Genomic DNA, 26,953 nt, shown 5'->3' on the forward strand with positions numbered 1-26,953 from the left:
CAAAATATAGTACAGCAGTCATTCACGAAGGTTGAACAATGACAGCGATACTCGATATAGAACTGGTCCGTACTTTTCACGCCGTGGCGCGGATAGGGAAATTCAGCGCGGCGGCTGAGCAACTGCATAAAAGTCCGGCGGCGGTGAGCGTGCATATCCAGCGGCTTGAGGCGGTGGCCGGTGGGCGTTTGTTGAATCGCGATAATCAGTCAGTCTCCCTGACCGCACTGGGCAAGCGTCTGCTCTTGTCCACGACCGAGCTGCTGAGCACCCATGACCGGGTGTTGGCCGATCTGCACGGCACCCATCTGGCTGGGCGTATTACCCTGGGTGTCCCTGATGAATATGCGGTCCATGTCATCCGCGACATCCTGCCGACATTCGCGGCCGCTTGGCCCAATGTGGTGTTGGAACTGAGGACCGCGCCAAGCTACACGCTGCGTGACCTGGTTCAGCGTGGCAAGCTTCAGGCTGCCGTGATTGCCCAACCCAAGGGGCAACCGAGTGCGCAAGTGCTCGTCTCGACCACGCCTGTGTGGGTGGGGCCGACGAACACGACGGTGGCCTCGATGGACCCGCTGCCACTGGCCGTGCATGCGGCGCAGTGCCCGTATCGGCAAGCCATGATCGAGTCGCTCAAGCAAAGCGGCCGGCGGTCACGAGTGGTGCTGGAAAGCCCGTCCAACCAGGCGGTCAAGGCCTGTGTCGAGTCGGGATTGGCGATCAGTCTGATCGACCGCGCCATGGTGACCGAAAACATGCAGATCCTCGACGGTTTGCCCGTCATACCAGAGCATGAAGTGGTGTTTATACGATCGTTGTCGACACAAGACGATGAAGCGATAAACCTGCTTGCTCAGGCCATGCAACAGTACTTTCGGTTGTAGTCAGCGAGCACGCGGTCACCCCATGGATACGGCAGCGCCGTTGGTGGGGTCCCCTTCAGCCAGCATCTGTTTGAGGCGTTCACGCTCTCCAATTCCGGGTAGCACGCCAGTCGTAGTCGCCTCCAGCACCGTGATGCCCTCTGCGTTCAATAGCCGGACTTCGGCTGTTGCGTGACCGCGTTCATCGATGTCCGCGATCAGCCAGTGGCAGGTGATCTGTTCTCCCGCATACACCGGTCGTTTAAACGCGAAACTCATCCCTGTGGCCAGCCAACCGATTTGCCCGCCAATTTCGGTAACGAGGCTGGCTGTCAGAAGGCCGTGGGCGATGGGCGCCTTGAACCGGCGCAGCTCGGCGTAGTGCGCATCGCAGTGAACAGGGTTGTAGTCGCGAGAAATGTGCGCAAATTGACGAATATCCTCCTCTGAAAAACAGCGAACAATGGTGAACCGGTCTCCGATCTGGAGACCTTCGGCAGCACGTTGTCTTGGGCTCTTCATAAAGACTCCTTGGGCGATGTTGTCTCGCTGAAAAAATCGATTAACCCAGCATCTGCTCACCGAGCAGGACAACCGCAATGACGATCATCGCAGCCCCCGAGAATCGACTGACGAAACGAGCCGCGGCTGGACGTGCTTGCAGGACCACCTGAGAACCAAATCCCACCAGCAAATAGATCACGCCACAACTGATGGTGTGAATGAACCCCAGCGCAATCATCTGCATTGGCACAGGCCAGGCAGCGGCCGTGTCGGTAAATTGCGGCAATAGCGCCAGGAATAGCAGGAACACTTTCGGATTCAGCCCGCTCACGCAAAGGCCCTTGATCGCCCAGCGCTTCCAGGAACCGGACGCCTCACGCTCATCAGCGTGCGGTGTAGCGGGGCGCATAAGCATGTTGATGCCCAACCACAGCAGATAACCTGCTCCGGCAACGGTCAGCACCGACAAGGCCACAGGATGGTTGGCCACCAGCGTGCCGACACCACCGGCAACAATCACGGTGGCTATCAAATGGCCGGACAATAGCCCGCCCACGGCTGGAATGACGACCCGCCCCTTCAACCCGGCCGAAATAGCGTAGGCCCAATCTGCGCCCGGCGTGATGACGAACAGAATCGACACCGCCCAGAAGGCCAAGAAAACACTCACGGTCATGGCGCTGGCCACGGCTGCTGAAAACACACGACGTTTTGCATCATTCCGCTCCGAAAACTATTTATACGAAGAAGAATAATGAAATATGGTTAGAATTTATTTTCAAAGATGGTCATGAAAACACTGTGTAAGGGGAGATTCTTCCAAATGGACAGGATTGATCGAAAGATTCTTTCTGAGCTTCAAAAGGACGGCCGTCTTTCGGTCACCGAACTCGCCGAGCGCGTGGGCTTGAGCCTTTCCCCTTGCCATCGACGCGTACGGGCACTGGAAGAGTCGGGTGTGTTGCTCGGCTATAGAGCACTGCTGGATCCCGGCGCCTTGGGCCTCAACTTTTCCGCCATGGTGTTCGTCACGCTTCGTGAAGGAGACAGGCGAGCTGTCGAGGCTTTCGAAACAGCACTCGTAGACATCCCGCAAGTGGTCGATGCCCAACGGTTGTTCGGCGAACCGGACTACCTGCTGCACGTCATTACCCAGGACTTGCCGGCCTTTCAACGGCTCTACGATGAGAGCCTTTCGACGCTGCCGAATGTTCAGCGGTTGACCTCGACACTTGTGATGAAGCGGGTTGTGCAGGATCGGCCGTTGCCTCTGTAATGAGAGAGGCGGGTGATGGGGTTTGGATTGTGAGTGGGCGAATGTCTTTTTTGTGCGGATGGCTACTAGTTGTGAAGGACGTAGTCGGCCTGCAGCTAAAGTCTAGAAGCGGCCATCCAGGTTGAGCGCTATCCAGAATGACTTTTGGTGTCGATATCAAACCTGCTGTCTCGACCGCAATAAAACGGCAAAAAAAGCAGCTGCAGTTAAATCCAGAATATTGACTAAAAGAAAATGGACATGAAGAAGCTAAGTAATGATTTCAGTGGAGCACTCCGAACGTTTGCGTATTTCATGGCAAGTGGAAGCCACTACATGCTTGAAAACGTGGAGTACCTCGACATTTATGGCTCTGAGCCGAGTGCAATTGAGATGGTCTTTGCGATATTCGCGAACGTAATAGAGATGGACAGTGAAGGCAACGTGCTCAATTTCACCTACGCCCAAAGGAGAGCGACTGACTACTTAAGGTCATACTGCGACCCATCTTTCAAAGTAATGCCGCCTCTTGAAGACTGGGAAACTGAGCTCTATGGGCCGCCCTCACTCGGACGCTAAGAAATGACTTTGCTCGCAGACTGTGCGGTCACCTTCGACGGGCGCTGACGCCAACGCTTGACTCTGTCCCTTAGGGCAACCCGCACCCTGTCTTATCTGTTTCAGGTTCCGCCGTCAGCGGATAAGGCAATGTATGAATACGCTATCGATGGTCACCGGCGCCAATGGGCATCTGGGAAACACCTTGGTCCGGGCGCTGCTCGCACGAGGCCAACAAGTGCGCGCCGGGGTCCGTGACCCGGACCGAAGCACAGCCCTGAACGGGCTCGACTGCGAGATGGTACGCGCCGAACTGCAAGACCCCGACTCACTGCGCAAGGCCCTGCAAGGGGTGGACGTGCTGTACCAAGTAGCGGCAGTGTTCAAACACTGGGCAAGGAATCCACACGCCGAGATCGTCGACGTCAACGTGCAAGGCACGCGTAATGTACTACTCGCCGCCGCCGACAACTTGGCAAGTTCACCTATGTACATATAACGTCCTCTCCCTCATCCAGCTCCAGCCCGCAGCTTACTAGCTGTGCTCAGATGTTGTCTTGGTGCACCCGCTGTTCATACAGGTTCCATCAGCGTCACCGTCCTGTAAGGGAAGAGGGGGAGACAGATTTGTTTTCCATCTATGGATCGATCTTCCTTGGCCGATTTCTGCGGGCTTTCACCGGCAGTTTTCGGTCAGTCACGACGGGCGGAAATCGGCCAGAATCAGCCATTCAAAGGTGCCTGCCAATCCAGGGGCGATTCACCGTGTCGATCCGCTGTTTGCACGTTAATCATTGACTCCGCCCCCCGCACACTCTTGGTTTTTCAAACGCCAACTGGTAGCGTGCTGCACCTCGCTGTATTGCCCGATCCCTTTCGTCATCGTTGCCTGTCCAAGGCAGACGCACGCGGGTACCTGCTGCGCCACTCAAGGGCGCTGCGCAGGACGCATCGGGCGATGCACAGTCATTCGCAAATGGAGTTCACAATGACGCAAAACAGCACCGTGCTGTCCGGCATCCAGCTGGATCAATTCATGGACCGTCTTGAGGTCGAGCATCAGGAACACGGTGCCGACTACCTGCTGGGCCAGCTGCGCGCCCAGCCGCTCAAGGCGGCCTCGCTGGAGTCGATCGACCGTCTGCACGTGCTGTGGGTCAATGCCGGTGACGCTGACGCGGCCAAAGCGGTACTGGCCGACGACGGCCAGGCACTGATCGAGGCTACGCCTGACGAGGCGCGCAACGAACTCAAGGTCAACCTGCTGATCTACCAACTGCGACTGGGCAACTACTTCAAAGACGAGCAGGGCCTGCTGCAGGCGCTCGACACCCTGCAGCAATTGACCAACGAGCGGCTGCTGTTCGACATCGAGCAGTACCGGCGCTACCGCATTTTCGACGACCTGCAGCACACCACCCTCGACGTCGCCCTCAAGGCCATCGAGGTGCGTCACACCCTGGCCCTGATCAACCCCGGCCGTCGCGCCCTGCGGGCCTGGGACGATGCCGATCAACACCGGCGCCGGGCCCGGGTGCTGGCCGCCCATGAACGTGACGAAGAGGCTCGCGACGCCGCGCTGGCGGCAATTGCCGCGTTGCGTACCGCCGGCGAAGATCAGGATGTCGACGGTAACGACTGGCTGTGGCTGGGCGATGCGCTGATCGACATCGTGCCGTTGCGCCTAGCGATGTTCGAGCAACCTGTGGTGCGGTTGATCGCCGAATTGTCGCTGCCCCAGCGCCGGGAATGGGAAGTGCGCCTGGCGCGTCTGGCCGCCCGTTCACTACAGGCCCAGGGCGACCTGGCCGGCGCATTGAAAATCTGTGAAGTGGCGGCCCTGAGCCTGGAGTCCAGCGGCGGTGACAATTTCGTTGATTTCCACTTTCCCTGGCTGCTTGAGAACGGCCAGATCGACGAGGCCGGGCAACGTGCGTTCATGGAAATCTATGAAAGGCGCGGCGAAATGTGGCCGGGCACAGCCTTCTGGGTACACGATCGCCTGCTCGATGCCCAGGACCAGTCCGCGTGGTGGCCGTTGTGCGTGATGCGTGCCTGTGACGATCAAGCGGTGCTGGAGCGGTTCATTTCCGGCCTGCCGTGGCGTGACGAGTCGACGCCGTCCCAGGGCCCGCTGCTCGATGCACTGCATGCCGCGCGCCATGACCTTGAGCAAATCGACAACGTCTTCGCCCTGGCCCTTGCAGAAGCCCGGCGCCGCTCGCCGAACCACCCGTGGATCACCCGCCTGATGGCGGTGCGTGAACACCAGGCCGGGCGCATCGACGCCAATACCGAACTTACGATGCTGCGCGAGGCCGTCCCGGCCGGCGATATGCAGGACAACCGCAGTGCCTTCAGCCTGTTCAGCGCTCATGCCAGTGTGTTCGGCATTATCGATGCCTTGCGCCAACCCTTGCCGCCAATGGCCAGTGGCATGTACTACTACCAGTTCGCGAACGCCATCGACGACCTGGTCGAAGCGCAAGTCGAGAAGCTCTCGAGCGAGGAGGCAAATCAGGCCTGGTCGCTGCTGCGCGAAGTACAAAAGGTTGCCTACGAACACGGCCAGGCCCGTATGGAGCAATGCTTCGCCAGCGGTCGCGGGCACCGCTTCGATGCCTGCGCGCACCTGTACTCGATGCTTTGCAACAACCTGGCGATCAACTATCGCTGCTACAACGACCAACGCATGTATGAGCAGGCCCTTGAGCTGCATACCCGCGGCATCGCTGCCAGCTCGTTCGCAGAACATTATCAGGGCATCCTCCACAACCGCATTCTGCTGGAGGATAACCCGGGCATCGCCGAAGCCGCCGAACAGCTCTGGCACTACGCAGCCGACTTTGGCTACAGCCGCCACGACCCGGAAGAATACCTGCAGGACGTTACCCGCGCCCTGTACCGCCTGGACCGCGAACGCGAGATTCTGATCTGGCTGGAGCGTATTCTCAAATGGCAAGAAGAGCGCGGAATCAGCGACAAGGAGCTGGAGTATTCGCCGCTGTTTGTACGGACGAAAGTTGCCATGTACCTGTCGTACAGTCTGCCGGAGGCGGCCACCAGCCTGTGGCTACGTTACGCGCCGCACATCGATGAACGCGATGAACCCTCCCTGCTGGGCTGCGCCGGTGATGTGCTCAAGGGCCTCGGGCGCAAGGAAGAAGCCCTGGCCTATTACCAGCGCGCCATCCTGCGCAGTGATCCGAACAACGACGTTGACCGGGGCAACAATGAAATCTTCCGCCGGATCATCGCCGAGCTGCAGGCTCCGGAAAAACCGGCCGGCAAGGCCTGGTGGCAGATATGGAAGTGACGCCGGAGCTGCGACAGTCCGGTTACGCCCCGCGCAACGTACTCAATGCCGATCAACTCAAGCGCGGCATTGCCGAGCGCAGCAAGGCCCGCGGTGATGCGCCAGAGGTGGGCAAATGGTTGCTCAACCATTTCTACCGTCATCTGGTCGGTAACTTCCAGCCTGCGCGGCGGATCCTGACTCTGGAGCAGGCTGTCGAGGCACTGGGAACCGAGCCGCCGTCATGGGTGGCCAGGCATTTAAGCGACGCCGGTAAAGATTCGCAGCAGGCGCTTGCGCCGCTGGTCTGGGTCGATCCGCAGCAGGCGCCACTGCTGGCCCAGGAGGCCTTGTTGGTGGAGTTCCTGACCTCGCGTCAGGGCTCGGCGCTGGCCGGCAAGCTCGACCGTATCAACTGCCCGCAGGCGCTTGCGCTGTGGCAAAAGGAACACGCGCAGATGGCTGCGCGGGTCGAGCAGGGCTGGCGCCAGAGCCAGCCCGAGGCCTTGCTCACGCGGGTGACCACCGCTGAGCACGTATTGCAGGAGCTGCGCCCCGAGAGTTCTTTGCTGCGCGCGGAAATGGCCTTTGAAAGCTACGTGATGCGCCACTGCCTGGGCCAGTTCGCCGATCGCCGCGCCTTGACCGGCGGCTACGGCGAGCGCTATGCCGAAGCGGTGGAGCAGCGGCGCATGCGCGTGTTCAGTTTTCGCGACGGCCAGGGCCAGCCACACATCACCATCAGCCTGCTCGTCCAGGCCGACGGCACCTTGACCGTCGAGCAGGTCAAGGGCAAGCAGAACCGGCCGCCGGTCGAGCGCTATTACCAGGACCTGCTGCAGTGTCTGAATGCCCTGGGCACCGACCAGCAGACGCCCGCCGACTGCATCGCCATCGGCATCGTGCGCACCGAAGCCGGCTGGCTACGCATCGAAGAGGTCAGCGACCCGACCGCCCAGACTCGTCTGGTGGCCCGTTATCCGCAACTGCACGAGCGCCTCGATGCGCCTTCGGCCATGGTCGAATGGCTGGTGGCCGGGCGTCAGCCGCAGCAGTTCTTGCAAATTGCCCCGCAGGCGGTGTCGGTCAAGTACGCCACCCGGCATATTTTCAGTAAACGCATTGAGCGTCAGCCTGATGACCCGTTGTACCTGACCGAAGGTGTGCCGTGGCCTGACATGACCGCGCCCCAGGCCGAGGAAATCCAGGCCTGGCAGGCCCGGGCAAGGTAAGGAGAACAGCATGTTTTTGTTTATCGCAGTTGTTGTTTCAGCCTGGTTGTTGTGGCGAGCATTCCGACCACGCGGCGCGCCGTTGTTCAGCCAGCGCAAGCACTGGTCGCTGCTGCTGGCCAGGCCCATGGCCGATGCGATGGAAATCGAGGGCTTCTACTCGCCGGCGTGCGATCACTTCACCGAGCAGGCGCAGACGATCGTGCGTGCTGCGTTGCTGCATCAGGCCGGGATACGCAGCAATTGCAATGACGAGGCGGCGCGGTCGCACTTCAGTGCGACCCTCGAACAGCAATGGTACAGCCTCGACCTGCAGGCGCTGACGGCCGGCGATGAGCCGCGTGCGGCCATGGCCTTTGCCTGCGCGCGGGTGGCGTTTCTGGTCCGTTGTGCGTTGCTGATGCGTTGGCTCGAGCCCGATCTCGCCTGGCGTGTGCTGCTGCTCAATGCGCAGCGGGCGCAGGACTGTTTCGACAGTTGGGAAGATTTCGGCAAGGCCTATAAGCTGGGGCGTGAGCAGTGGGTGGCGGCGTTTCGCGTCGACTCGCTGGGCGAAGCGTTCAACGAGCAGTATCTGCGCCAGTTGCTGGCGCCCGGCAGCGGTGCCTGGGCCAATATACCCTGGCATACGCCAGCGGCGTTGAACCCGGCTCTGGCGTAGCGGCGCAGCTGTTGGTTCAAGCATCCGAGAGGGGGCATTGCGATGAGCGGCTCCACCTTCCGCCAGTTGGAGTATTTCATCGCCGACGAGCAGGGCAGGGCCAGTGTTGCGTCGCGCCCTCTGGAGCGGGCTTTTTTAAGAAAATTGATGGGTTATCGGTTAAATCGCTCGACCAATGAATACTGAGTTTTAGCGGTCTGGGTCAGTTCCTTGCTCAGCTCTGCCGAATGCCTGGCCTGTTCAGACGTCTGATCCGCCAGGTTGGCAATGGTTGTAATATTGCGGCTGATTTCCTCGGCCACGGCGGTTTGCTCTTCGGTCGCAGCGGCAATCTGGGTAGTCATGTCCGTGATGTTCGCCACCGCTTCACTAATGCCGACTAATGCTTTATCTGCCTCAAGCACCCACGCCACGCCTTCTTCGGCCTGGCGATGACCGCTTTCCATGGTTTTCACCGCATTGTTGGACGAGACCTGCAGCTTGGAAATCAGCCCATGAATTTGCGTCGTGGACTCCGTCGTGCGCTGCGCCAACTGGCGCACTTCATCGGCGACCACCGCAAAGCCTCGTCCCATGTCGCCCGCACGCGCGGCTTCGATGGCGGCGTTCAGCGCCAGCAGGTTGGTCTGGTCGGCAATGCCCTTAATCACATCGACCACCGTGCCGATTTCATTGCTGTCCTTGGCCAGTTGCGCGACTGTCAGCCCGGTTTCACCCACCACCACCGAGAGGCGCTGAATGGCTGCGCGGGTGTCCCGGGCCACATCGCGTCCGCGTCCGGTCAACAAATTGGCTTCCTGAGTTGCGTCGGCGGTGCGCTGGACATGACTGGCGACTTCCTGTGTGGTGGCCGCCATCTGATTGACCGCTGCCGACACCTGCTCGGTCTCGACCCGTTGGCGGTCAAGCCCACGGGAACTGTCGGCGGCGAGGCCGTCGGATCGGCCGGCCAGACTGGTCAGTTGCTCAGCCGTATCCTGCAGCCGGGTGAGGCACGTCTTGAGCCGCGAGGCCTGGCTGACAAACGCTGTTTCAAGGCGTGCCTGGGGGCCACGTTCGTCGCTGTACATTTTGGCCAGCAACGCGTCGCAAGTTGAGGCTTCAGCCATTTCCAGCAGATGCAGCGCGCCGCGGTTTTGCCGACTCGACACCCACAGCCCGAGTGGCACCGATACCCCGACAGCCAGGATGATCGCCTCCGACATGCCGAGGAACACACCGCCCAATGCACCCACCAGGCCCATGGTCAACACCGGCAGCCAGGCGAGCAGGGCGGGTTGCCATTGATCACTGGCCGGGACGGCCGACTTGCCCAGGCTGATGCGTTTATAGAGGGCTTCAGCGCGACGGATCTGCTCGGCTGTCGGCTTGACCCTGACCGATTCATAGCCCACAACCTCACGCCCCTCGAAAATCGGCGTGACGTAGGCATTGACCCAGTAGTGGTCGCCGTTTTTCGAGCGGTTCTTGACGATGCCCATCCACGGCTTGCCAAGCTTGAGCGCGCCCCACATATGGGCAAAGACGGCGGAGGGCACGTCGGGGTGACGAACGATGTTTTGAGGCGCGCCGATCAGGTCGGACTTGTTGAAACCGCTGATCTCGACGAAGGCGTCATTGCAGTACGTAATGACGCCCCGCGCATCCGTTGTGGAGATGAGTTTTTGTTGAGGCCCAAGGGCAACCTCGCGCTGCGTAACCGGTTGGTTGTTTCTCATCTGTATTGCTCCTATGCCCTAAGGTAGAGGGATCGGCTGCAATATGAGAAAGGTTAATGGGTAATTCTAAAAGGGCAGGTTATACGTCCGAAAAGAAGGTGTGGCTCCTTAAAGGCTACTTCTGGCTGTGGATTCAATCGGTCAACGCGTTATTCCAACTAAGGTTACCCATCGGCTTCACGGACAGCTCCACGTACAGAAAACGAACCCTGTGGCCACATCGCGCAGGCATTTTCATCCTTTGGCCATTTGTCATATTCGGTTTCACATCAATGCAGATAATAGGCAGCCCAACGCGTTTTCAATGAGGCTGCCCTGTGTTTCAACGTCTTCTGTGTTCGCTGTCCGTTTTGAGCCTGTCCATCGCCGCTGCCCAGGCCGCCGAAACCACGACCCTCGATACTCCACGCCTTCGCAGCATCGACAATTTCCGTGATATTGCCGGCACCACCACTGCGTACTCCACGGCCAATGACGGCACGATGCGCGCCGGTGTGTTTTACCGCTCCAATGCGCTGACGCCGTCGGCGGCGGATCTGGCCACGTTGAACAGCCTTGGCATCAAGGCTGTTTACGACCTGCGCACGCCGAGCGAGATCGCTGCCACGCCCGACACGCTGCTCACGGGGGCGACTTACGAGAACATCGACATCATCGGCAGCACTACGTCGGGCTCGAACATCACCACGGTCTCGTTCAAAAGCGCCGCCGATGCCATCGCCATGATGCAGCAGACCAACCGGGCGTTCGTCAGTGACGCGGGGATGCGCGGCCAGTTCACCCGGCTGTTCAATGAGCTGGCCAGTGTCGACGGCGCCGCGCTGTTCCATTGCACCGCCGGTAAAGACCGGACGGGCTGGACCGCCGCCGTACTGCTGAGTATTGCCGGGGTCGACAGCGCCACGATCATGAGCAATTACCTCGCTACCAACGACTACACCGCTGCACGTATGAAGGCGACGTTGGCGGCGATGCCGGCGAGTATGGCCGCGATCTATGCGCCTTTGCTCGGCGTCGAGGCCAGTTACCTGCAAGCCGGTCTGGATCAGGTCACGGCGCAGTACGGCAGCATGGACAACTACCTCAAGCAAGGCCTGGGTTTGTCCCAGGAAACCCTTTACGTACTGCGCGGCAAAATGGTCGAGTACAACAGCCTGCCGGGCCAGGCTGGCCTGATCGGCAACGCCGCCGCTGGCGCTCAACTGTTGCAGCAGTTGCAGAACAGCAATCTGTCCGGCACCTACAGCGCCTATAACTATTACCTGCAGTCAGCCATCGATGCCGGCAGCCTTGGCGGTGTCGAGTCCACCGTCGGTGGGCAGGTGCATGCGGACGCCGCCAGTTACCTGTTGCGTCAGGGCGCGATGATCGATCAGGCAGCGGCGCCATTCAGCAGTGGCACGGACCTCAAAGTCGGCCAATACCGTTTGTGGAGCACGGCGCTGGCGGGTTATCTGGGTACTGACGGCTCGTCTCATGTCGCCAGCAGCAACGAGCACAGCCAAGGCTTGATGGTCGGCCTGACCCAGCGTTTCTCCGAGCAACTCAGCGCTCATGGCGGTTTCGGCTACAGTCGCGGCAACGTCGGCGGGGCGGGTGGCGAGGCGGATACTGACCTGACCTTTTTTTCCGTGGGCGCACGCTTTGCACCGGACGGTCTGGAGCGCGGGCTGTTTGTCGATGCAGACCTCAACGCCGGTTGGCTCGACTACGACAGCAAACGCGACCTCGGCGGTGGCCTTGGTTCGGCCAAGGGCGATAGCCATGGCAATCTCTCCGGCGCAAGCCTGGCGCTGGGCTACCGTTTGCCGCTGAACGGGATGATTCTTGAGCCAAGCCTCGGTGTGCGCGTCAGTCACCTGGACTTGTCGGGCTTCAAGGAGAAGGGCAGCGAACTGGCCCTTGACGTCGATGGCATCCAGGCCACCCGCCGTAGTGCGGTGGCGAATCTCAAGGCATCGTTCGCGCCGATTGGCATGGGGGCGTGGAATCTGGTGCCGGGAGTCGAGGTGGGCTACGAGCATGTGCTGGGTGAACACACCGTCGACAGCGAAGGTCACCTGTTGGGCCTGGACATCGAACAGCGAGCCGCCTTCGACAACCGCGATCAGTTCACTGGTGGCGTCAATCTCATGGCCAACCTTGGCGCACTGAGCGTGGGCGCGGAAGTCGGTGCCAGTGGCGGCGGTGACAGCCATGGCTTCAGCGGCGGCCTTAAGGCCAGCTATCTGTTCTGATGGAATTGCAGATTGCCCTGTAAACACCAATCCCCTGTAGGAGCAAGGCTTGCCCGCGAAGAGGCCGGCACATTCAGCATTGATGTGGCTGACCCACCGCTTTCGCGAGCAAGCTTCGCTCCTACATTTGTTCGGTGTCATTCGGGGGGATTGCATCCGACACCTGATCCTGTGGGAGCGAGCCTGCTCGCGAATACGGTTTTCCATTCAGCAACAATGTTGGCTGGTCTATCGCTTTCGCGAGCAGGCTCGCTCCCACATTTGTTTCGTGGTGCGATCCAGTCAGCGCCGGCGGTTTTTCGCTTCCGCCGGGCTGACGCCGTAGGCGTTCTGGAAGTACTGGCAAAACCTGCCGACGTTGCTAAAACCGTAGCGCAAAGCCACATCGGTCACGGACGTCGCAGCACTGTTCACCAGTGCATCGTAGGCACGCTCCAAACGCACTTGCCGCTGGTAGGCCACAATCGAAGTACCCACGAACCGCCGAAACCCATCCTGCAAAGCACGCTGACTGACGTTGCTCAGCCGCGCCAGATCCGTGCCGCTGACCAGATTATCCGGATGATCCTGAATGTACTCGACCGCCAGCTTCACATGCCGTGGCGCTATCTGCGGGGCAGGGCGCCGAAGGGCTTGGGTAAAGTTGTGTGGCCAGGCCTCCAGCACCGCGTCGACCAGAATCTCCCGCAGGCGCGATGGCATCAGCGTGCCGGCGTTGATCAGCAGGTCGAACTCGGTTCCCGTGGCCAGGTCGATCAAGGCCTTGATGCCCTGAAAAGCCGCAGTATTCAGATCCACCTCCGGCGCGAAAACCAGCTTGTTCAAGATCGGCTTGCCCAGCAGCGTCGACAGTCGCTCGGTGAGTAGCCCTCGTTTGATCGACATCCCGTGCTGCGCATGATTGTCGATAAAGCGCATTGAGCGCACATCGGCCTTGTCGATGGCCAGGCCGACATGGGCAACGCCCACTGACTCGGTTGCGTGATTGAAGACGATCTTGCCGGCAGTCGGGATGACGAAAGTGATTTCATCCACGGGATCGGGAAACGCTACCGTGAAGTCGCCCCGGTAATGCATGCGCCGAAAACTTACGCCTTCGTGTCGGCCGTAGACTCCGCCGATGATGATATGCCCCGGTGGGGGCGGCGTGTCGGCGTAGCGGTTGCCGAACATCTTTGAGAACAACGCGCCAAAGTCGTCGCAGCGCATGTCGTTGGATCTGAGGATGATTTGCTGGCGTGTCGAGGTTGAGAACACCTTCAGGGGCACCTTGGGTCGGGCAACGGGGCAGGGCGGGACGCGCGAGGAAGATAGCAGGTGGGCGTGACGAGATTGTGACGCCCGCGGTTTTCACCATGCGCTCAGTAACCCGGCACCCAACGCGACCAACGCCGTATTGAGACAGACCAGCGCGAAGCCAAACCGGACCAGTTCGCTTTCTTCCTTTGCCTGGGTTTTAGCCAGTCCGAGGATCAGCATGACGATCGACAGTGAGCCCAGCGCTGCATGTCCTGCAGCACTGTTCTGCACCGCTGCCAGCAAGAGTCGAGAGGGCTCGGGCAGCATTGCGATGGCTGGCATGAAGATCGCGTTGCCGCCCACATTCGACCCGGTCATGTAGCCTGACAGCGCGCCCAGCATGGCAACCAGCGACGTCGCGGCGGTGGACGACAGGCCCGTCAGCAATTGCATCAAACCCGCCAGGAAGCCGGCCTTCACCATCATCTGCGACATCGCGAGGAAGAAGAAAATGGTCAGCAATGGCCGCTTCGCACGCGTCGCCAACGCAGCAGGCAGGCTGATGTCGGAGCCTTCCGGGCGTTGGATATTGCGCGCGTGAAACCCCAGCCCGATCAGCACCAGAATCAGCGCCACCCCAGGTGATGCCAGTGGCTTCCAGGTGACCTGGGCGCCTTGAACGATCCAGAGGTCCTGCCAAGCGGTGATCGTCCACAGCGTCTTCAACGCGACAATGCAGACAATCAGCACCAGATATGGCCACGCCTGACGCGGCCACTGCACTGCACCGTGTTCGCCATCACTGCGGCGCTGGCGCCACAGCCCGGCAGACAGCACCGCAACTGCCGTCACCAGGCCCGCAGCCACGCCGGCCACTTCCGGCCCCAGCCACCGACTGGCACTGTAGAGCACCGCCACAAACAGCAACCAGAAAGCGCCGAGCCCGCGCCATTCTCGCGACTCACGAACGCCTGCCAGATATAGCGCCATCGCACTGAGCAGCAGAAAAACCGGTGCGCTGATCAGCGCCGAGGTCGACGCCAGCGCGGTGGCGTCCAGGTGAGCCAGCGAGGCGCCAATCACCGAGGCCAGGCCCAGCGTTCCCCACGGCATGATTGCCATGCCGGCAAGCGCTATTCGCAACGCGACTCGACGTTCGAAGAGGCTGAGCAACAGGGGCACCGTTGCGATCAATGACACACCGAAACCGGTCATCGCTTCCAGCAACGGCGCCAGTCCGAGGACGATAAACACCAGCTGATCACCGCGCCTCAGGCCCAGTGATCGCACCCATTGGCTAAGCGCCAGGTTGACGCCCAGGCGTTCGATAAAAATCACGAAGGCCAGCCCCGGTACGATCACGAAAGCCGTACTCGCAAACAGTACCGCCGTATCTCGGGCGGCCGCCAGCATACTGCCCGGGTGCCACGCATCAGCAGCGCCGGCGAACCAGAGCACCATGACGAGGAGAGTGCCGACGATAGCGGCGTGAACGGGCGGCCGGCGCAGCACCACGAGCATGGCTGTCACCAACAAGACCGGGGAAAGATGAAACAAAGCGACCATGCCAAAAATATCCTTGTGAGTTCCCGAGCAGGCTGCGTGTGCAGGCTGTGGGCAAGATAATATTTCGCATGACTGGATAAAGGGTCGCGGTTTTCTGGTAGTTTTCGAGAAAATTTCTCGCGGCCTACTATGATAAAAAACGACGCTGCATCCGACTTGCTGGACAAATTCGACCGCGCCATCCTCGACCTCGTCCAGCGCGACAACACCACACCGCTGCGCGTGATGGCCGAGCAGGTCAATCTCTCCACGGCTGCCGTTCAGCGCCGCATCAAGCGAATGGAAGAACGGGGTGTCATCACTGGCAATGTCGCCATCGTCGACCCTACCGCCGTCGGCCGACCAATCACGATCATTGTGGAAGTGATGGCCGAGCGCACCAGTATCGAGGCGCTGGAGGCGATGAAGGCACACTTCGCGGTGCCCGAAGTTCAGCAGTGCTACTACGTCACCGGCGAGGTGGATTTCGTCCTGGTGTTGACCGTGGCCAGCATGCAGGAATACCAGGCATTGGCCCGGCGATTGTTTGCCGAAAACGCCAACGTGACGTGGTTCAAGACCATCGTGGCGCTGGATCGTGTGAAAGTAGGGCTGGCGGTGCCGAGCTAAACCAGCGTCGAGGTTTGACGTTCCGGACAGGGCCCGACGCTGGCTTGCGCCTTGTCCACCAGCCTTTGCACCCACTCGGCGTCCTGCTGATTGACCACGGCGTAGCGCTCGGGAGGGAAAAAGGTCCAGTGATGGGCGACCTCGGCAAGGCGCTTGAGCTCATCGGCAGACAGCCAATAGGGCGTGTTCATCAATGGCATCTGCGCGCCGCTGAAACGTCGGCCGAGAGCGAGATTGGTGCCAGGAGCGAAGGCGATCGTCAGTTCCTTGCCGGGTTGCATGTGCTTGTCCGGCGCGGGCATTGTCCCGACCCGTCCGTAATTGAAATTGCCCGGAAACTGTTCTTTGAGCACCAGCCAATGGCCCGCAGTGGTTTTCGCCACGACCCATTGCGACACACCGCTGTCCTGCACGCATTCCAGCTTGCCGTTTTTCCACTGCATAAGGGTGTTGCAGTCCGGGTCGTAATCGGAAGACCACAGGTTGATTCCGGATTCCAGGGAATGGCGCTCAAGCTCGACCAGACCTTCATCCGGCATCGACTGCCAATAGCGTTTGGTCGGGTCGCGGGTATCGCGCAGATAGTTGCGTAACACCCAGGTCGCCATGAAGAGCAACGTCGCGAGCGCAAGCCAGACAAAGGAATCTCCGACGATCTGGTCGATATCCAGGCCAGAGGCAAACAACGATCGATAGAGCAACAGGCCCAGTAAAAACGCGATACCCGGCAGAACAGGACCAAAACACAGCGGCGGTAATAACACAGCGATCCAACTGAAGCGATGCCCGGAAGCACGCTCATACGCCCAGGCTTTCTCCTGAGCAAGCATCAGCACCTGTTCCCGTGGGGCAATGCCAGGATCGGGCGTCTGAAAGCGTATGTATCGCGTGTAGGTATCGTCGCTCATGGATCAGCTTTCAGAGGAGCTGATGGTGTCCTGATCGCCTTCAGCCTCCAGCTTCAACCGGTCGGCCTTACTGATGTACTTATCCTTTTTTTGCGGTGCCAGTTTGGCACTGGCCTTTTTGGCTTTAGCCTTAAACAGCTGCTGTAATTTCTTTTGACGATTCATCTCTTTCTACCAGGCTTGAAAACGCTCGAATGATATCCGAAATAGGGGGCGGACTTATTGACTGTTCAGGCTGAAAATTTGCAAACAACGTCAATCAAATGTGGAGCGACCTTGCTCGCGAAAGCTATTTTCATATCTCCCACTTATCCAATCACAGGGGAGACACGACATGAGCCCATTCACCGGCGGCTGCCTGATAGTTGAACCAAGCGCTGTCCAATAAGTCGGGATTGTTAACGGCACTTCTTCCCTGACGAGAATCCACCATGCGCAACTACACCCTGAAATACCTGTTCGACGGCGAGCCCCGCACCCACGTGTTCGAACTCAAGCAACCTCAACTGCCCATTCACGAGGCGGCTATGCACCTGCTACAACTGCATTTCGGGGATGGAGAGAATAGCCTGATCATGCCCAGCGCGGACGCAACGCCGGTGGAGGTTTTAGAGCAGGCTGAGCGGGTAGGGCTGACGCGGATCAAGGTTGTTGATCAATAAAACTGATGACGGGTGCAGAGACCAGGCATGCACCTTAGTCATCCAAGAGGCATACGGCACACCCCTATGACCAAGATGAAAAAACCTGAAGATGTACCCGGTGCATTCCAAGCGGCTTGGAATGATCACGACATGGTTGCTCTAGGAGGTCTGTTCGATCAAGACGCGACGTTCGTAAATCGTTTCGGACACTATGTCCGGGGCGTTGAAGAGATTGTGTCGCTCCACGTTCCCATTCACGAAACGATCTATCGCGACTCTACGCTCCAGAACGAACTGATCGATATCGTTCATATCGCTGACGGGGTGGCAGTCATACATTTCTGGAGTCGCCTGGCGGCCGGCGCCGCCCATCCGGCCGGCCCACAAGTAGTGGATACGCTGATTCTCGCCGTGTTGACGATGCACAACGAGAGCTGGCGCATCAGAGCGCTTGAGAACGTGACCCTCACAGACCCACGAACTGGTGAGGCGATCTTGCGCGGATAGCGTAACGGGGTAGCGACCGGTCGGGCTCGTGTGCTAGTAGGACCTGATATGGGGGCGTTATGCATAAAACTCCTGTTCTGGTAGTTTTATTTGGAACTACGATCCCATGTAGGTGGGCTTTAGCCGCGAGCTTTTGATCTTAAGCAATGGACAAAAGAAGGCCGCTTCTGGCCGGAAGTAATCCTAAACCGCAACGCATCCGGCGCAGTCATGGCGTTGTTCCTGAAATGGACTCAGTGCGAGGCAGGTCACTCAGACCAGCCGAGCGCCGCCGTCGATGTTTAGCGTGGCGCCGTTCATAAAAGTGTTGGTCATCAGGAAAACGGTAGCGGCGCCTGCTTCAGCGGAGGTACCGATGCGATGCAACGGTAGCACCTGTTCCCATGCGCTCACGTACGCATCGCGCCCCTCGCCCAGGGCTTTGCTAAAAATGGGGGTGTCGATCGGGCCTGGGGACAGGGTGTTCACACGGATGGGCGCCAGCTCCAGGGAGAGGCCACGTGCCAGCGCTTCCATTGCCGCCGATGCAGCAGCGATCACAGCAGTGCCATGGGCGTTGGGCCGGTCGGCCAAACAGCCAGAAATAAAGACGATGGAGCCGTCCTTGGACAACCGATTTCCCAACGCGCGGATGGCGTGCAACGAAGCCCATATACGCTCTTCGAACGCCCGACGCAGGTAGTCGATTTCAGCGTCCAGCACTTTACCCGCCACAAATGTGCCAGCGAGTAGAACCAGGTGATCCACATGAGGGATATCCGCCAAGGCGGCGTAGACAGCATCTCCGTTGGTGACGTCAGCGGCGCGCCAGCCGGCGAGCCCGTGTTCCGTCGCCGCTTGCTCGGCGCGCTCGGCATTGGAGCCGATCACGATCACCGATGCCCCGGCGGATTTGGCTTGAATCGCGGCGGCTAAACCGATACCGGATGTGCCGCCGAAAATCACCACCGTGCGGCGTTCCAGATGAGCGGGTAGCTGTTGGGTAAATGCGGTTTGGAGGTTGGTGGAATGGCTCATGATCGATCTCCTTGACTGCCTGAATGGCGTCGTTGGGCAAAGACTAAAGGTTGGAGCCAACATTGATAATCAGGCCATAAGTCGCTTTACTAGTGCCATGAAGGAACAAATAGGGTTAGACCGCCTTACCGGTCTTATTGCCTTTGCCCGCGCTGCTTCTTTAGGCAGCTACACCGCTGCAGCCCGCGATTTATCTGTGTCGCCGTCCGCTATCAGCAAAAGCGTGCAACGCCTGGAGCAACATTTCGAGCTGCGTTTATTCAGCCGCACCACCCGTTCGTTGATCCTGACACCTGAAGGCCGGGATCTTTACGAACGCGCGCTACGAATTCTGCGCGAAGTAGAGGACATCGAGCAGGCCGCAGTGGCCTCGCGCGCTGAGCCCTCCGGCACCTTGAAAGTGACCGCGCCGCCGCCTATCGGGCTGAACATATTGGCGCCAGCGATTCCCAGGTTTCGTGAGCGCTACCCCAAGCTCGCCATCGACCTGCGCTTGGGCGATCAGTTTGTGGACATCGTTGCGCAAGGCATCGATGTGGCTGTGCGCGTGGGCAACCTGGCCGATTCGCGGCTTATCTCCCGCGCGCTGGGGCCGCATCGAATCTGCGCTTTCGCCTCTCCAGCCTATTTAGCCAAACGCGGAACGCCCCTGGAACTCAGCGACCTGGTCGACCATGACTGCGTGAATTTTCGCTACCAGAGCTCGGGCCAAGCGCTGCGTTGGCCATTCAACGTGGGGGACCAAATGGTGGAGATAGCGCCCGACGCATCCATCGTCATCGACGCCAGCGATGCGGTTGCCGCAGTGCTTGCAGCTGGCGGTGGCATTGGCATTTCACCCACCTATGTCGCCGCGCCCTATGTCGCACGGGGAGAACTGAAGCCGCTATTTCCACAGTTCGCAGTCGACCGTTCCTCCATCACGGCCTTGTGGCCAGAGAGCCGTCGAGGCAGCCCGAATGTGAAGGCGTTTGTGGGTTTCCTGAACGAGCTATTTCCCAGCCCTACCGCGTGGGACGAGATCGTAGCGAAGGCGTAGCGTCAGGTTTCTTTCTGAACCAAAGCTGACCGCCCGCTTTTGGCCGATTTCTGCCTGTCGCGAAGGGCTGTAATCGACAGCCAAAAGCGGACACTCCTCGAAGCGTTGTATTCGGACGATAGACAAACTGCATGAAGCGATTACAGCGAGAAGCGATCTTAGAAGCGTTGAAGCAGATGCATGCATAACGCTTCCGATCCAGCAAGTATTTACCTGACACACCACAGAACAACGCATGGTTTTCAGTCAAGCCACCGACACCTAAATCCCAAGTTAGGAATGAATAATTGCCGATGGCTCCTCCAAGGATTTTTCAGATCATGGCGTTATCGTTTCACAAACAAGATCCTGAGGTGCGCCATCATCGAACGGAACAGTACATTTTCTGATAAATTCAGGTGCAGGCTCGAGCGGCATTATCTCAAACATAAAAGTCAACTTTCCGTCTTGGAACTCTCCCTTTTTTAACTCTACCTGAGTAAACCCGTCGAGAAAACTCTTGCCGTCAATGGAGCATAGCTCTTTTTCTTTTAGTATTTTTCCCTTCCCACCCGGTAGAAGCGATTGCACCCGGATGCATGGAGAGTCGAAGGATCTCAAATATCTGACTATGTATTTGTCTATTTTACCTGTATCTGCTTGGTAGACTCGCTTGTAGTCAAATTCGGCCGCCGTCACAGATGAGATGCAAGCCAGCCCAAAAAACATGTAAGCTGTCAGATGTAAAATGCGCATTAATTATTCTCCAAGTAACGATTTCTTTCTGCGAACCTATTTGGAGGCACGCCCACCCAGTTGCTATGCTTAGACATTTCTTGTTTTATTTTCGCTAGATCATTTCCAGTAAACGGCCCTTGAATAAACTTTCTGGAAGGCACGTGGTAATCTCCTCGATATCGGAGATCAATAATTACATCTTGAATTTTTTTATTGATGGAGTCCCAAGACAGGACACCATATTTTTCTTGGTTGCTAATTACGTCCGAAATCCTAAAAACATCCTTTTTCATGGTTTCGTAGACATCTATGAATAGCATATATTGTTGTTTTCGCGTTATTACATGCTTTCTGATTTCTTGAGTTGCGCTATCTAAATATGTTTTTGCGGCTTGCCCATGCAAACCTTTAGCCCCTACCAACCATGACAACAGAGGCTCTTTTACTCCAGCATTCATCAAGACAGCTCTTGGATCAGCTTGTTGACCCAAATCGTAGCCACGACCAATCGTTACCCCCGACACGCCTTCTGGCCAGTGCACGACTCGGCTGAAATATCGATGGGAAGGATGACCTGCATCTTCAAAGTCGTTCCCCTCAGCATCGAAAGTTAGTTGACCGAAAGGCACTTTCAGCCACTTCAAATTATTATCATCAGTTGGATAGGTGAAGTTGCCAAGTAATCCCATTAAATGAAAGTGCCATGCTTTCCCATCATCCGATAATCCAGCATCTTTCCACCATGATAACTTTTCGATTCTTTTTTTCTCATTAGTCCAATTTAGGTTAGGCTGTGAGGGAGTGTGATCTAGCAGAGGATCGAGCTCATCCCATTTCGCAGCGTTCCAAAACCATTCACTCTCATAACGTGTCATCAGTTGTGATATTGATTGAGCATGCCAGAGCTTAGCTAACGCAGAGTGGATCTCCTCGATACTAAATTTGTTGTCTTTATTAGTGTCGATGATGTCGTAAAGCCTTTGCTTGATAGGCCCATTATCCGCTTGACTAATTTTGGCTCGATAGTTTTCTCGCTCTTCTTTGCTGAGCATGCCTCGTGTGTCCAGAAGATGGGCAAGATATTCAACCGGTTTTCCACTCTCTTCAATGAAATCAAAACCCTCCCACTCCCAAGGGCTATGACGAGTAGTTATCAAGTCCTGCTCAGCAAGCCAGCCATTGATCGGTTTACCTTTGTCGTCTTCGAGCAAGTTATCCAAACGCCACCAGCGAATAGCTTGAGGCGGAGTGCTCACGGAAAAGGTTTTGGTATCTGTCATTCGATGGGAAGTCGGCAGATCTTCGAGAACCCGCTGAGGAATTATCAGGTCAGCTCCAACAATTGAACCTTCCTGACATATATTAGGTGGGTTTTGGGCATTAATACTGTCCTTGTGCCCAATCAGCCGACTTGCGCCTTTGTGAATTTTTAGCAGTGTTTTTCGTGTTTCATCCAGAGTTTTTGCATGGTTCCGACTTTTAGCTATAAACGCCGGCACGTCATCACAGCTAAATATCTCTAAATGTAAGAGCGATCTGGTCTCACTGTCATTGACGTTTTGATAGGGCCCTAAGTGCCCGACTATTTCCCCTGCCTTGATTTCGTAAGGTTCAGGTAATAGATAAAAAGTATCAGTAATAGGCTTGCTTGGTTGTGCTTGCAAAGCACTTATAGCTACGTAGCCCTGGATATTTTTGGAGCTCTCAGCTGTAAGCGGGAAGGTATTTACGCCCTCAGTGAAACTGCTAATTTTCCGGAACTCTCCACTGCCTTCCTCGATAGTCAGCTTCACTCCTAGTGGCAAGACGGCAGTGATTGAGTTTTTTTGTTTGCCCTTCGAAGTTTTGTAGATATTCAACCCTTTCCCTGGTAGCAACTCAGAGCTGGAGTCATTGGACTGCACAGAAACTAAATATGTGTCGGGGCTAACAGCCTCCAGCTCTCCGGTATAGATCCATGCTTCACTAATAGTTTCGGGAATGGAATTCCCCTCGAGTACGGCGCTCAGTTTCTTCCATTTCCCGTTAGGTGCAGGCGCTGACTCGGCAGTTCTGATCTTTACACCTTTGGGCAAAATAGCATTTTTTATACTGTGGCCGGCCGTTCCGGGAGCACCAGCTCTAGTGCTCATTCCAAGAAAATTATCGACCGACTTCTCCGCTTTTGGGCTGTAGATGATCGGGCCGAAGAGAGGCGGAGGTAGAGGAGCGTCGTGTTTCTGGTAGCCAGCCCAGTCAAGCAGATGCATGTAGAGGCTGTAAAAATTCAACTCCCCAACTGGCGGCGCGTTCTCAGTTTGGTCGCTATTCGCGCTTGGTATCTCGAGTCGGTGCCGGACAAGTACAAGTCCCGTGGAATAGGGAGCTTGCACAACACGCATATGCTCTCCGAAATACTCTGTGATGGGGGCCGTCTCATCGACTCGATATGCAATTACCTGCCCATCGGCGATGCAGCACACTGAGGATTGGTCGAGGAAATCACCAGTTCCTTTATCAAAATGAATTCCGCCATGCCAGGAACCATTAATGCCCATCGGATAGAACCCGCCCAGGGCCTTAGCCAGCGCTTCGTAGTATTGCTTTGGATCCTGCGCCTCGAAATTTTGATTACCTGCTCGCTTTAGCTTGAACGGATACGCCCAGTGCTCGACCTTTCTCTGATTTTCCATAATTTAATCCTACTTTCCATTTCCTTTGGCCCGCCTGGTATTCGTATCAAGCTGTTTTGACCATGACATCTGTGAGGGGGCCGATATTAAAGGCATAGGGAAGCCCTGAACACCCATCGTGGAACCATGGTCAACTGACTCGAGTACTTAATCGCTCTTGGCTTCTCAAGCGTCTTTTAAGGCTGCATTCGGTTGAATAGAGCCGTTGGTCAACGTTCGTCTGCGGCCGAGAACCGCCCTAGCTGGACGGGGGCTTCTGGCCGGTAACTGCCTCTCAGATGAGCGTCTGCTTTTAGCTATAACTGTCTATCGCAAAGCCCCTCAATCGACTGCCGCAAGCATCACGGTGCGCTTTCCACGCCTCCGCAATTTTCCCTCAGGCCGCGGTGACGATTCAGGGCGAAACACGCGACTACGCCGGGCGGTTTTTCTGTCCGCGTTGCGGCTCATCCGATTTTGCCCGCACCGACGACGAGATCGAGGTGAACCTGGGCTCTCTCGACACCCCGGATCAACTCAAACCCACCTACGAAAGCTGGATCGTCCGGCGCGAATCCTGGCTGCCGGCGTTTGCGCTTACGAGGCGATATGAGCGTGATCGGGAAGGCTCCGGGCGGTTCGAGGAGTAGGTGACAGGCGAAGTCATTCTCAGCCGATGTAGCCACTGACACCATCCCACAGCAGCTTCACCGCCGTGACCACAAGCAAGCCATAGCAGGCGCGGTACATCTGGCGCTGGTCCAACCGGGCGTGCAGCCGCCAGCCCAGCCACACGCCACAGGGAATGGCGAGCAGGCAGAGGGCGGTCAGGCTCAGGACGTTGCCGGTGGGTCGGGCCAGCAGCAGCCAGGGCATGGCCTTGAGCAGATTGCCCACGGTGAAGAACAGGCTGGTGGTGCCGGCATATACCTGTTTGCTCAAGCCCAACGGCAGCAGGTAGATCGCCAGTGGTGGCCCACCCGAATGCGCAACCATGGTGGTGATGCCCGAGGTGATGCCGGCGGCCACTGCCTTGGGCGATGAACGCGGCTGTACCCTGACTTCGCCCCCGGCCTTGAACCAGAGGCCGACAAAAATCAGCGTGATCGCCGCCATCACGATGGAAATCGCCCGGTGGTCCATCACCCGAAACAACAGATAGCCGACGCCAATCCCGGCGATCAGGCCAGGCACCAGCAACTTCAAATCCGGTCTGGACCAGGTGGACGGCTTCCAATAGCGCAGGCTGAACAGGTCCATGGCAATAAACAACGGCGCGAGCAGGCCGCCAGCGGTGATCGGGTCCATTACCAGCGACAGCAGTGGGATGCCGATAATCGCAAAGCCGCCGCCGAAAGCGCCCTTCATGAAACAGGTCAGGAATACCCCGGCGAAGGTGACGAGAAGGGTGGTGACGGTCAGTTCCAAGGGCTTGCCTCCTGTTCCGGTTGACTGGGGGGATTTCATTTTCGATTGCCGGGCACCCATAATTTCAATCACGACCTGCACAATGAAAAGTGCCAGTTTTGAGGTTTCCCCATGGGCCAGTTGTCCACGCCGTCAAATGAATCCTTTCGCGGAGCGGAACGCCGGATCTACGCCAAACTGCGCGCGCAAATAGAAGACGGCACGCTGGCCGCCGGCGCGAAGATGGTGTCGACGCGAGCGTTGGCGGCCGAACTCGGTATATCGCGAACCACGGTGACGGCGGCTTATGAGCAACTGGCCGCCGAGGGTTTTTTAGTGACATCGGCGGGGAAAGCGGCGCGGGTCGGGAGCGTGATGAGCACTCCAGCCGTGCAAGCGGATTCGGCAAAGTCCAAGAATTTGCCGCCCGCGCTTTCCGCCTATGGGCAGCGGGTGGCCGCCATCCAGCCGTACAGCATGGCGTCACCACAGGCGCGCATCGATTTCAGGTATGGCTCGGTGGCGTCGAGGGATTTTCCGGCCCTGGGTTGGCAGCGTGCTTATCGCACCGAACTGGTCAAGCGTCAGCCCGAAGGGGAAGGGCGCTTATGCCGCGCGTTGCAAGCCTACCTGCGCCGGGCACGGGGCTTGACCTGTGAGGTAGAACAAATTCTGGTCGTGCATGGCTCGCAGCAAGGGATCGACCTCTGCGCGCGGCTTTTGCTTAACCCAGGCGATGCCTTCGTTTTCGAAGAACCGGGCTACCGCATGGCTCGATATTGCTTTGAGGCCACCGGTGCGAAGGCGTTGCCAACCCTGGTCGACGCCTCTGGTCTGGATACGAACGATCTGCCAAAAGATGAGCGCGTGCGCCTGGCCTACGTAACGCCGTCGCACCAGTTCCCCATGGGCGGAGTGCTGCCGATTGCACGTCGTCTTGAGCTTCTGGATTGGGCGAGCCGCCATCGCGCCTGGATCATCGAGGACGATTACGGCGGCGAGTTTCGTTATGGCCAGCGCCCCATCGACGCGTTGCAATCCATGGACAGCGATGCGCGGGTTATCTATGTCGGCACGTTCTCGAAGGCGCTGTCACCGCAACTGCGACTGGGGTATCTGGTACTTCCCCGGGAGTTGGTTCAAGTATTCCGCGAAGCCAAACGCCTGACCGATCGTCACGCGCCGGGCTGGGAGCAAAACGTGCTCGCCGCGTTGATCGAAAGCGGCAGCTACGAACGCCACCTTCGCCGCTTGCGCCGGGAAAACGAGCGGCGGCGAAAAGCGTTGCTGGAGGCTGTTGAGCAGTATCTGTCGGGGCACGGACATTTGGTGGGCATGGCGGCGGGGCTGCATGGCGTGTTGCTGCTGCCTGCACTTCGACCTCAGGACGAGCCTGCATTGCAGGCCACCGCGCTGGCACGCGGGGTTGGCGTTTATCCGCTCTCGCCGCTGTTTGCTGATCCCGCATCGCAAGAGGATAAGCGATCTGCGGGCCTGATTTTGGGCTATGCAGGTTTGACGACGCAGGAGATTGATGAGGGGATTCGGATTCTCGCGGCAGTGATCCGCGACTCGATAGACACGTAAAAAACCCGCAACTCAGTGCGGGTGTTCTCACGCTTGAGCGTTACACACTAGATTTATTTTCCTGAACGGAAAATACCTGATCATGCCCAGCGCGGACGCAACGCCGGTGGAGGTTTTATAGTTCGTGCGACGTGACAGGGCGCGCTTGTCGTCTTGCTCATTCCTTGTTCTCAGGAAACATACATCCGCCATTGCGCACCAGCGTCTTCAACTCTTCGCTCACCTGCATGGGGTTTCGACTTAATTGAGTAACGAACTCCTCGAGGTCCCGTACGTAAGACTTCGAATCGTGCTTCGCGCTCCATAGGACGATGTTGAGCACGATGGGGATAAGGTCCAGACCCTTCTCTGTCAGCGTGTAGAAATCCTTGCGCCTGTCGTCGGGGTTGGGTGCCTTCGAGAGAATTCCTTGCCCCTCAAGAAAGGCAAGGCGGGAAGCAAGGACATTAGACGCGATTCCCTCTTCCGATTTCAGGAACTGGCCATACGTTTTCTTACCCACAAAAACGATGTCGCGAATGATCAAGAGCGACCACCGGTCGCCGAAGATCTCCACGCCATAGTTCACTGCGCAATGGGACCGAACGTCTTCTTTAGATGCTGTTTTCATGGCCGGATCTTAACATCACTTGCATGGTGCAAGTAAATTCCTGTTGTTCACTTGCTTTTTGCAAGTGAAGCGACCAGCATGGTTCGTACGTTGATCGCGGTCGCCGGATCGCACCGGCAGTCCATG

At 57.9% G+C, this 26,953-nt stretch carries 24 protein-coding genes and 3 pseudogenes; 14 read left to right on the plus strand and 13 right to left on the minus strand.

Going from position 1 to position 26,953, the window contains the following annotated elements; translation table 11 throughout:
• Positions 1 to 38 precede the first annotated feature (38 nt).
• Positions 39 to 887 carry a LysR family transcriptional regulator gene (locus tag ACWIKB_RS22310; protein ID WP_475269435.1) on the plus strand — a complete coding sequence of 283 codons (849 nt, stop codon included), beginning with the start codon at positions 39 to 41 and terminating at the stop codon, positions 885 to 887.
• A 15-nt stretch (positions 888 to 902) separates the two neighbouring features.
• On the opposite strand, the gene ACWIKB_RS22315 is transcribed toward ACWIKB_RS22310, so the two are convergent.
• Together ACWIKB_RS22315 and ACWIKB_RS22320 are read right to left on the minus strand one after the other, a co-directional pair.
• On the minus strand, positions 903 to 1,388 hold the full coding sequence (locus ACWIKB_RS22315; RefSeq protein ID WP_475269436.1) for a MaoC family dehydratase: 486 nt from the start codon (positions 1,386 to 1,388) through the stop codon (positions 903 to 905).
• Between the two features lie 40 nt (positions 1,389 to 1,428).
• On the minus strand, positions 1,429 to 2,046 hold the full coding sequence (locus tag ACWIKB_RS22320) for a LysE family translocator (protein ID WP_475269437.1): 618 nt from the start codon (positions 2,044 to 2,046) through the stop codon (positions 1,429 to 1,431).
• A 147-nt stretch (positions 2,047 to 2,193) separates the two neighbouring features.
• Between ACWIKB_RS22320 and ACWIKB_RS22325 the strand changes: the two genes are divergently transcribed.
• The 6 genes and pseudogenes from ACWIKB_RS22325 to ACWIKB_RS22350 all read left to right on the plus strand — a co-directional run bounded on the left by ACWIKB_RS22325 (position 2,194) and on the right by ACWIKB_RS22350 (position 8,371).
• A complete protein-coding gene (locus ACWIKB_RS22325) occupies positions 2,194 to 2,646 on the plus strand; it encodes an Lrp/AsnC family transcriptional regulator (RefSeq protein WP_475269438.1) in 453 nt (150 codons plus the stop codon).
• 240 nt (positions 2,647 to 2,886) lie between these two features.
• Positions 2,887 to 3,204 (plus strand): DUF7677 family protein, encoded by a 318-nt coding sequence (locus ACWIKB_RS22330; protein WP_475269439.1) that lies wholly within the window; start codon positions 2,887 to 2,889, stop codon positions 3,202 to 3,204.
• Between the two features lie 148 nt (positions 3,205 to 3,352).
• A pseudogene (locus tag ACWIKB_RS22335) lies at positions 3,353 to 3,652 on the plus strand (NAD(P)H-binding protein); the annotation flags it as partial.
• Between the two features lie 519 nt (positions 3,653 to 4,171).
• Entirely contained in the window at positions 4,172 to 6,499 is a 2,328-nt protein-coding gene (locus tag ACWIKB_RS22340) for a hypothetical protein (protein WP_475269441.1), read from the plus strand.
• Positions 6,490 to 7,710: a hypothetical protein gene (locus ACWIKB_RS22345; protein WP_475269442.1), complete on the plus strand. Its 1,221-nt coding sequence runs from the start codon at positions 6,490 to 6,492 to the stop codon at positions 7,708 to 7,710. Before ACWIKB_RS22340 ends, ACWIKB_RS22345 begins: the two co-directional genes overlap by 10 nt.
• Before the next feature lie 10 nt (positions 7,711 to 7,720).
• Positions 7,721 to 8,371 (plus strand): DUF1266 domain-containing protein, encoded by a 651-nt coding sequence (locus ACWIKB_RS22350; protein WP_475269443.1) that lies wholly within the window; start codon positions 7,721 to 7,723, stop codon positions 8,369 to 8,371.
• A 152-nt stretch (positions 8,372 to 8,523) separates the two neighbouring features.
• Here ACWIKB_RS22350 and ACWIKB_RS22355 read toward each other — a convergent pair whose 3' ends face one another.
• Both ACWIKB_RS22355 and ACWIKB_RS22360 read right to left on the minus strand, forming a co-directional pair.
• Positions 8,524 to 9,615 carry a methyl-accepting chemotaxis protein gene (locus ACWIKB_RS22355; RefSeq protein WP_475269601.1) on the minus strand — a complete coding sequence of 364 codons (1,092 nt, stop codon included), beginning with the start codon at positions 9,613 to 9,615 and terminating at the stop codon, positions 8,524 to 8,526.
• Between the two features lie 207 nt (positions 9,616 to 9,822).
• Positions 9,823 to 10,089, minus strand: a pseudogene (locus ACWIKB_RS22360) (PAS domain-containing protein); the annotation flags it as partial.
• Positions 10,090 to 10,406: 317 nt separating this feature from the next.
• On the opposite strand from ACWIKB_RS22360, the gene ACWIKB_RS22365 reads away from it, so the two are divergent.
• Entirely contained in the window at positions 10,407 to 12,326 is a 1,920-nt protein-coding gene (locus tag ACWIKB_RS22365; protein ID WP_475269444.1) for a tyrosine-protein phosphatase, read from the plus strand.
• A 282-nt stretch (positions 12,327 to 12,608) separates the two neighbouring features.
• Here the strand turns inward: ACWIKB_RS22365 and ACWIKB_RS22370 are convergent, their stop codons facing one another.
• Both ACWIKB_RS22370 and ACWIKB_RS22375 read right to left on the minus strand, forming a co-directional pair.
• On the minus strand, positions 12,609 to 13,535 hold the full coding sequence (locus ACWIKB_RS22370; RefSeq protein ID WP_475269602.1) for a helix-turn-helix transcriptional regulator: 927 nt from the start codon (positions 13,533 to 13,535) through the stop codon (positions 12,609 to 12,611).
• Between the two features lie 141 nt (positions 13,536 to 13,676).
• On the minus strand, positions 13,677 to 15,131 hold the full coding sequence (locus ACWIKB_RS22375; protein WP_475269445.1) for an L-lactate permease: 1,455 nt from the start codon (positions 15,129 to 15,131) through the stop codon (positions 13,677 to 13,679).
• A gap of 129 nt (positions 15,132 to 15,260) precedes the next feature.
• Between ACWIKB_RS22375 and ACWIKB_RS22380 the strand changes: the two genes are divergently transcribed.
• On the plus strand, positions 15,261 to 15,740 hold the full coding sequence (locus ACWIKB_RS22380) for an Lrp/AsnC family transcriptional regulator (protein ID WP_475269446.1): 480 nt from the start codon (positions 15,261 to 15,263) through the stop codon (positions 15,738 to 15,740).
• On the opposite strand, the gene ACWIKB_RS22385 is transcribed toward ACWIKB_RS22380, so the two are convergent.
• Both ACWIKB_RS22385 and ACWIKB_RS22390 read right to left on the minus strand, forming a co-directional pair.
• A complete protein-coding gene (locus tag ACWIKB_RS22385; RefSeq protein ID WP_475269447.1) occupies positions 15,737 to 16,648 on the minus strand; it encodes a hypothetical protein in 912 nt (303 codons plus the stop codon). The genes ACWIKB_RS22380 and ACWIKB_RS22385 overlap by 4 nt on opposite strands.
• Before the next feature lie 3 nt (positions 16,649 to 16,651).
• Positions 16,652 to 16,813, minus strand: a complete 162-nt coding sequence (locus ACWIKB_RS22390; RefSeq protein ID WP_475269448.1) for a DUF2986 domain-containing protein — start codon at positions 16,811 to 16,813, stop codon at positions 16,652 to 16,654.
• A gap of 266 nt (positions 16,814 to 17,079) precedes the next feature.
• On the opposite strand from ACWIKB_RS22390, the gene ACWIKB_RS22395 reads away from it, so the two are divergent.
• Together ACWIKB_RS22395 and ACWIKB_RS22400 are read left to right on the plus strand one after the other, a co-directional pair.
• A complete protein-coding gene (locus tag ACWIKB_RS22395) occupies positions 17,080 to 17,310 on the plus strand; it encodes a hypothetical protein (RefSeq protein ID WP_475269450.1) in 231 nt (76 codons plus the stop codon).
• 66 nt (positions 17,311 to 17,376) lie between these two features.
• Positions 17,377 to 17,799 (plus strand): SgcJ/EcaC family oxidoreductase, encoded by a 423-nt coding sequence (locus ACWIKB_RS22400; protein ID WP_475269451.1) that lies wholly within the window; start codon positions 17,377 to 17,379, stop codon positions 17,797 to 17,799.
• Positions 17,800 to 18,051: 252 nt separating this feature from the next.
• Here ACWIKB_RS22400 and ACWIKB_RS22405 read toward each other — a convergent pair whose 3' ends face one another.
• Positions 18,052 to 18,816, minus strand: a complete 765-nt coding sequence (locus ACWIKB_RS22405) for an SDR family oxidoreductase (protein ID WP_475269453.1) — start codon at positions 18,814 to 18,816, stop codon at positions 18,052 to 18,054.
• A 97-nt stretch (positions 18,817 to 18,913) separates the two neighbouring features.
• Between ACWIKB_RS22405 and ACWIKB_RS22410 the strand changes: the two genes are divergently transcribed.
• Positions 18,914 to 19,855, plus strand: coding sequence for a LysR family transcriptional regulator (locus ACWIKB_RS22410; protein ID WP_475269603.1), 942 nt, complete (start codon positions 18,914 to 18,916; stop codon positions 19,853 to 19,855).
• Positions 19,856 to 20,173: 318 nt separating this feature from the next.
• On the opposite strand, the gene ACWIKB_RS22415 is transcribed toward ACWIKB_RS22410, so the two are convergent.
• Positions 20,174 to 20,590: a hypothetical protein gene (locus ACWIKB_RS22415; RefSeq protein WP_475269454.1), complete on the minus strand. Its 417-nt coding sequence runs from the start codon at positions 20,588 to 20,590 to the stop codon at positions 20,174 to 20,176.
• Positions 20,590 to 23,244 (minus strand): hypothetical protein, encoded by a 2,655-nt coding sequence (locus tag ACWIKB_RS22420; RefSeq protein WP_475269455.1) that lies wholly within the window; start codon positions 23,242 to 23,244, stop codon positions 20,590 to 20,592. The genes ACWIKB_RS22415 and ACWIKB_RS22420 overlap by 1 nt, the downstream gene beginning before the upstream one ends.
• A gap of 324 nt (positions 23,245 to 23,568) precedes the next feature.
• Between ACWIKB_RS22420 and ACWIKB_RS22425 the strand changes: the two are divergent.
• Positions 23,569 to 23,873 (plus strand): annotated as a pseudogene (locus ACWIKB_RS22425) (GFA family protein); the annotation flags it as partial.
• A 19-nt stretch (positions 23,874 to 23,892) separates the two neighbouring features.
• Here the strand turns inward: ACWIKB_RS22425 and ACWIKB_RS22430 are convergent.
• Positions 23,893 to 24,651 carry a sulfite exporter TauE/SafE family protein gene (locus tag ACWIKB_RS22430; RefSeq protein WP_475269456.1) on the minus strand — a complete coding sequence of 253 codons (759 nt, stop codon included), beginning with the start codon at positions 24,649 to 24,651 and terminating at the stop codon, positions 23,893 to 23,895.
• Positions 24,652 to 24,762: 111 nt separating this feature from the next.
• Between ACWIKB_RS22430 and pdxR the strand changes: the two genes are divergently transcribed.
• Entirely contained in the window at positions 24,763 to 26,217 is a 1,455-nt protein-coding gene (gene pdxR / locus ACWIKB_RS22435) for a MocR-like pyridoxine biosynthesis transcription factor PdxR (RefSeq protein WP_475269457.1), read from the plus strand.
• 157 nt (positions 26,218 to 26,374) lie between these two features.
• Here pdxR and ACWIKB_RS22440 read toward each other — a convergent pair whose 3' ends face one another.
• The gene (locus ACWIKB_RS22440; RefSeq protein WP_475269458.1) at positions 26,375 to 26,827 is read right to left on the minus strand and encodes a winged helix-turn-helix transcriptional regulator; all 453 of its coding nucleotides are present in this window, start codon (positions 26,825 to 26,827) and stop codon (positions 26,375 to 26,377) included.
• Positions 26,828 to 26,953 lie beyond the last annotated feature (126 nt).

Source organism: Pseudomonas sp. 5Vm1k (assembly GCF_056161485.1).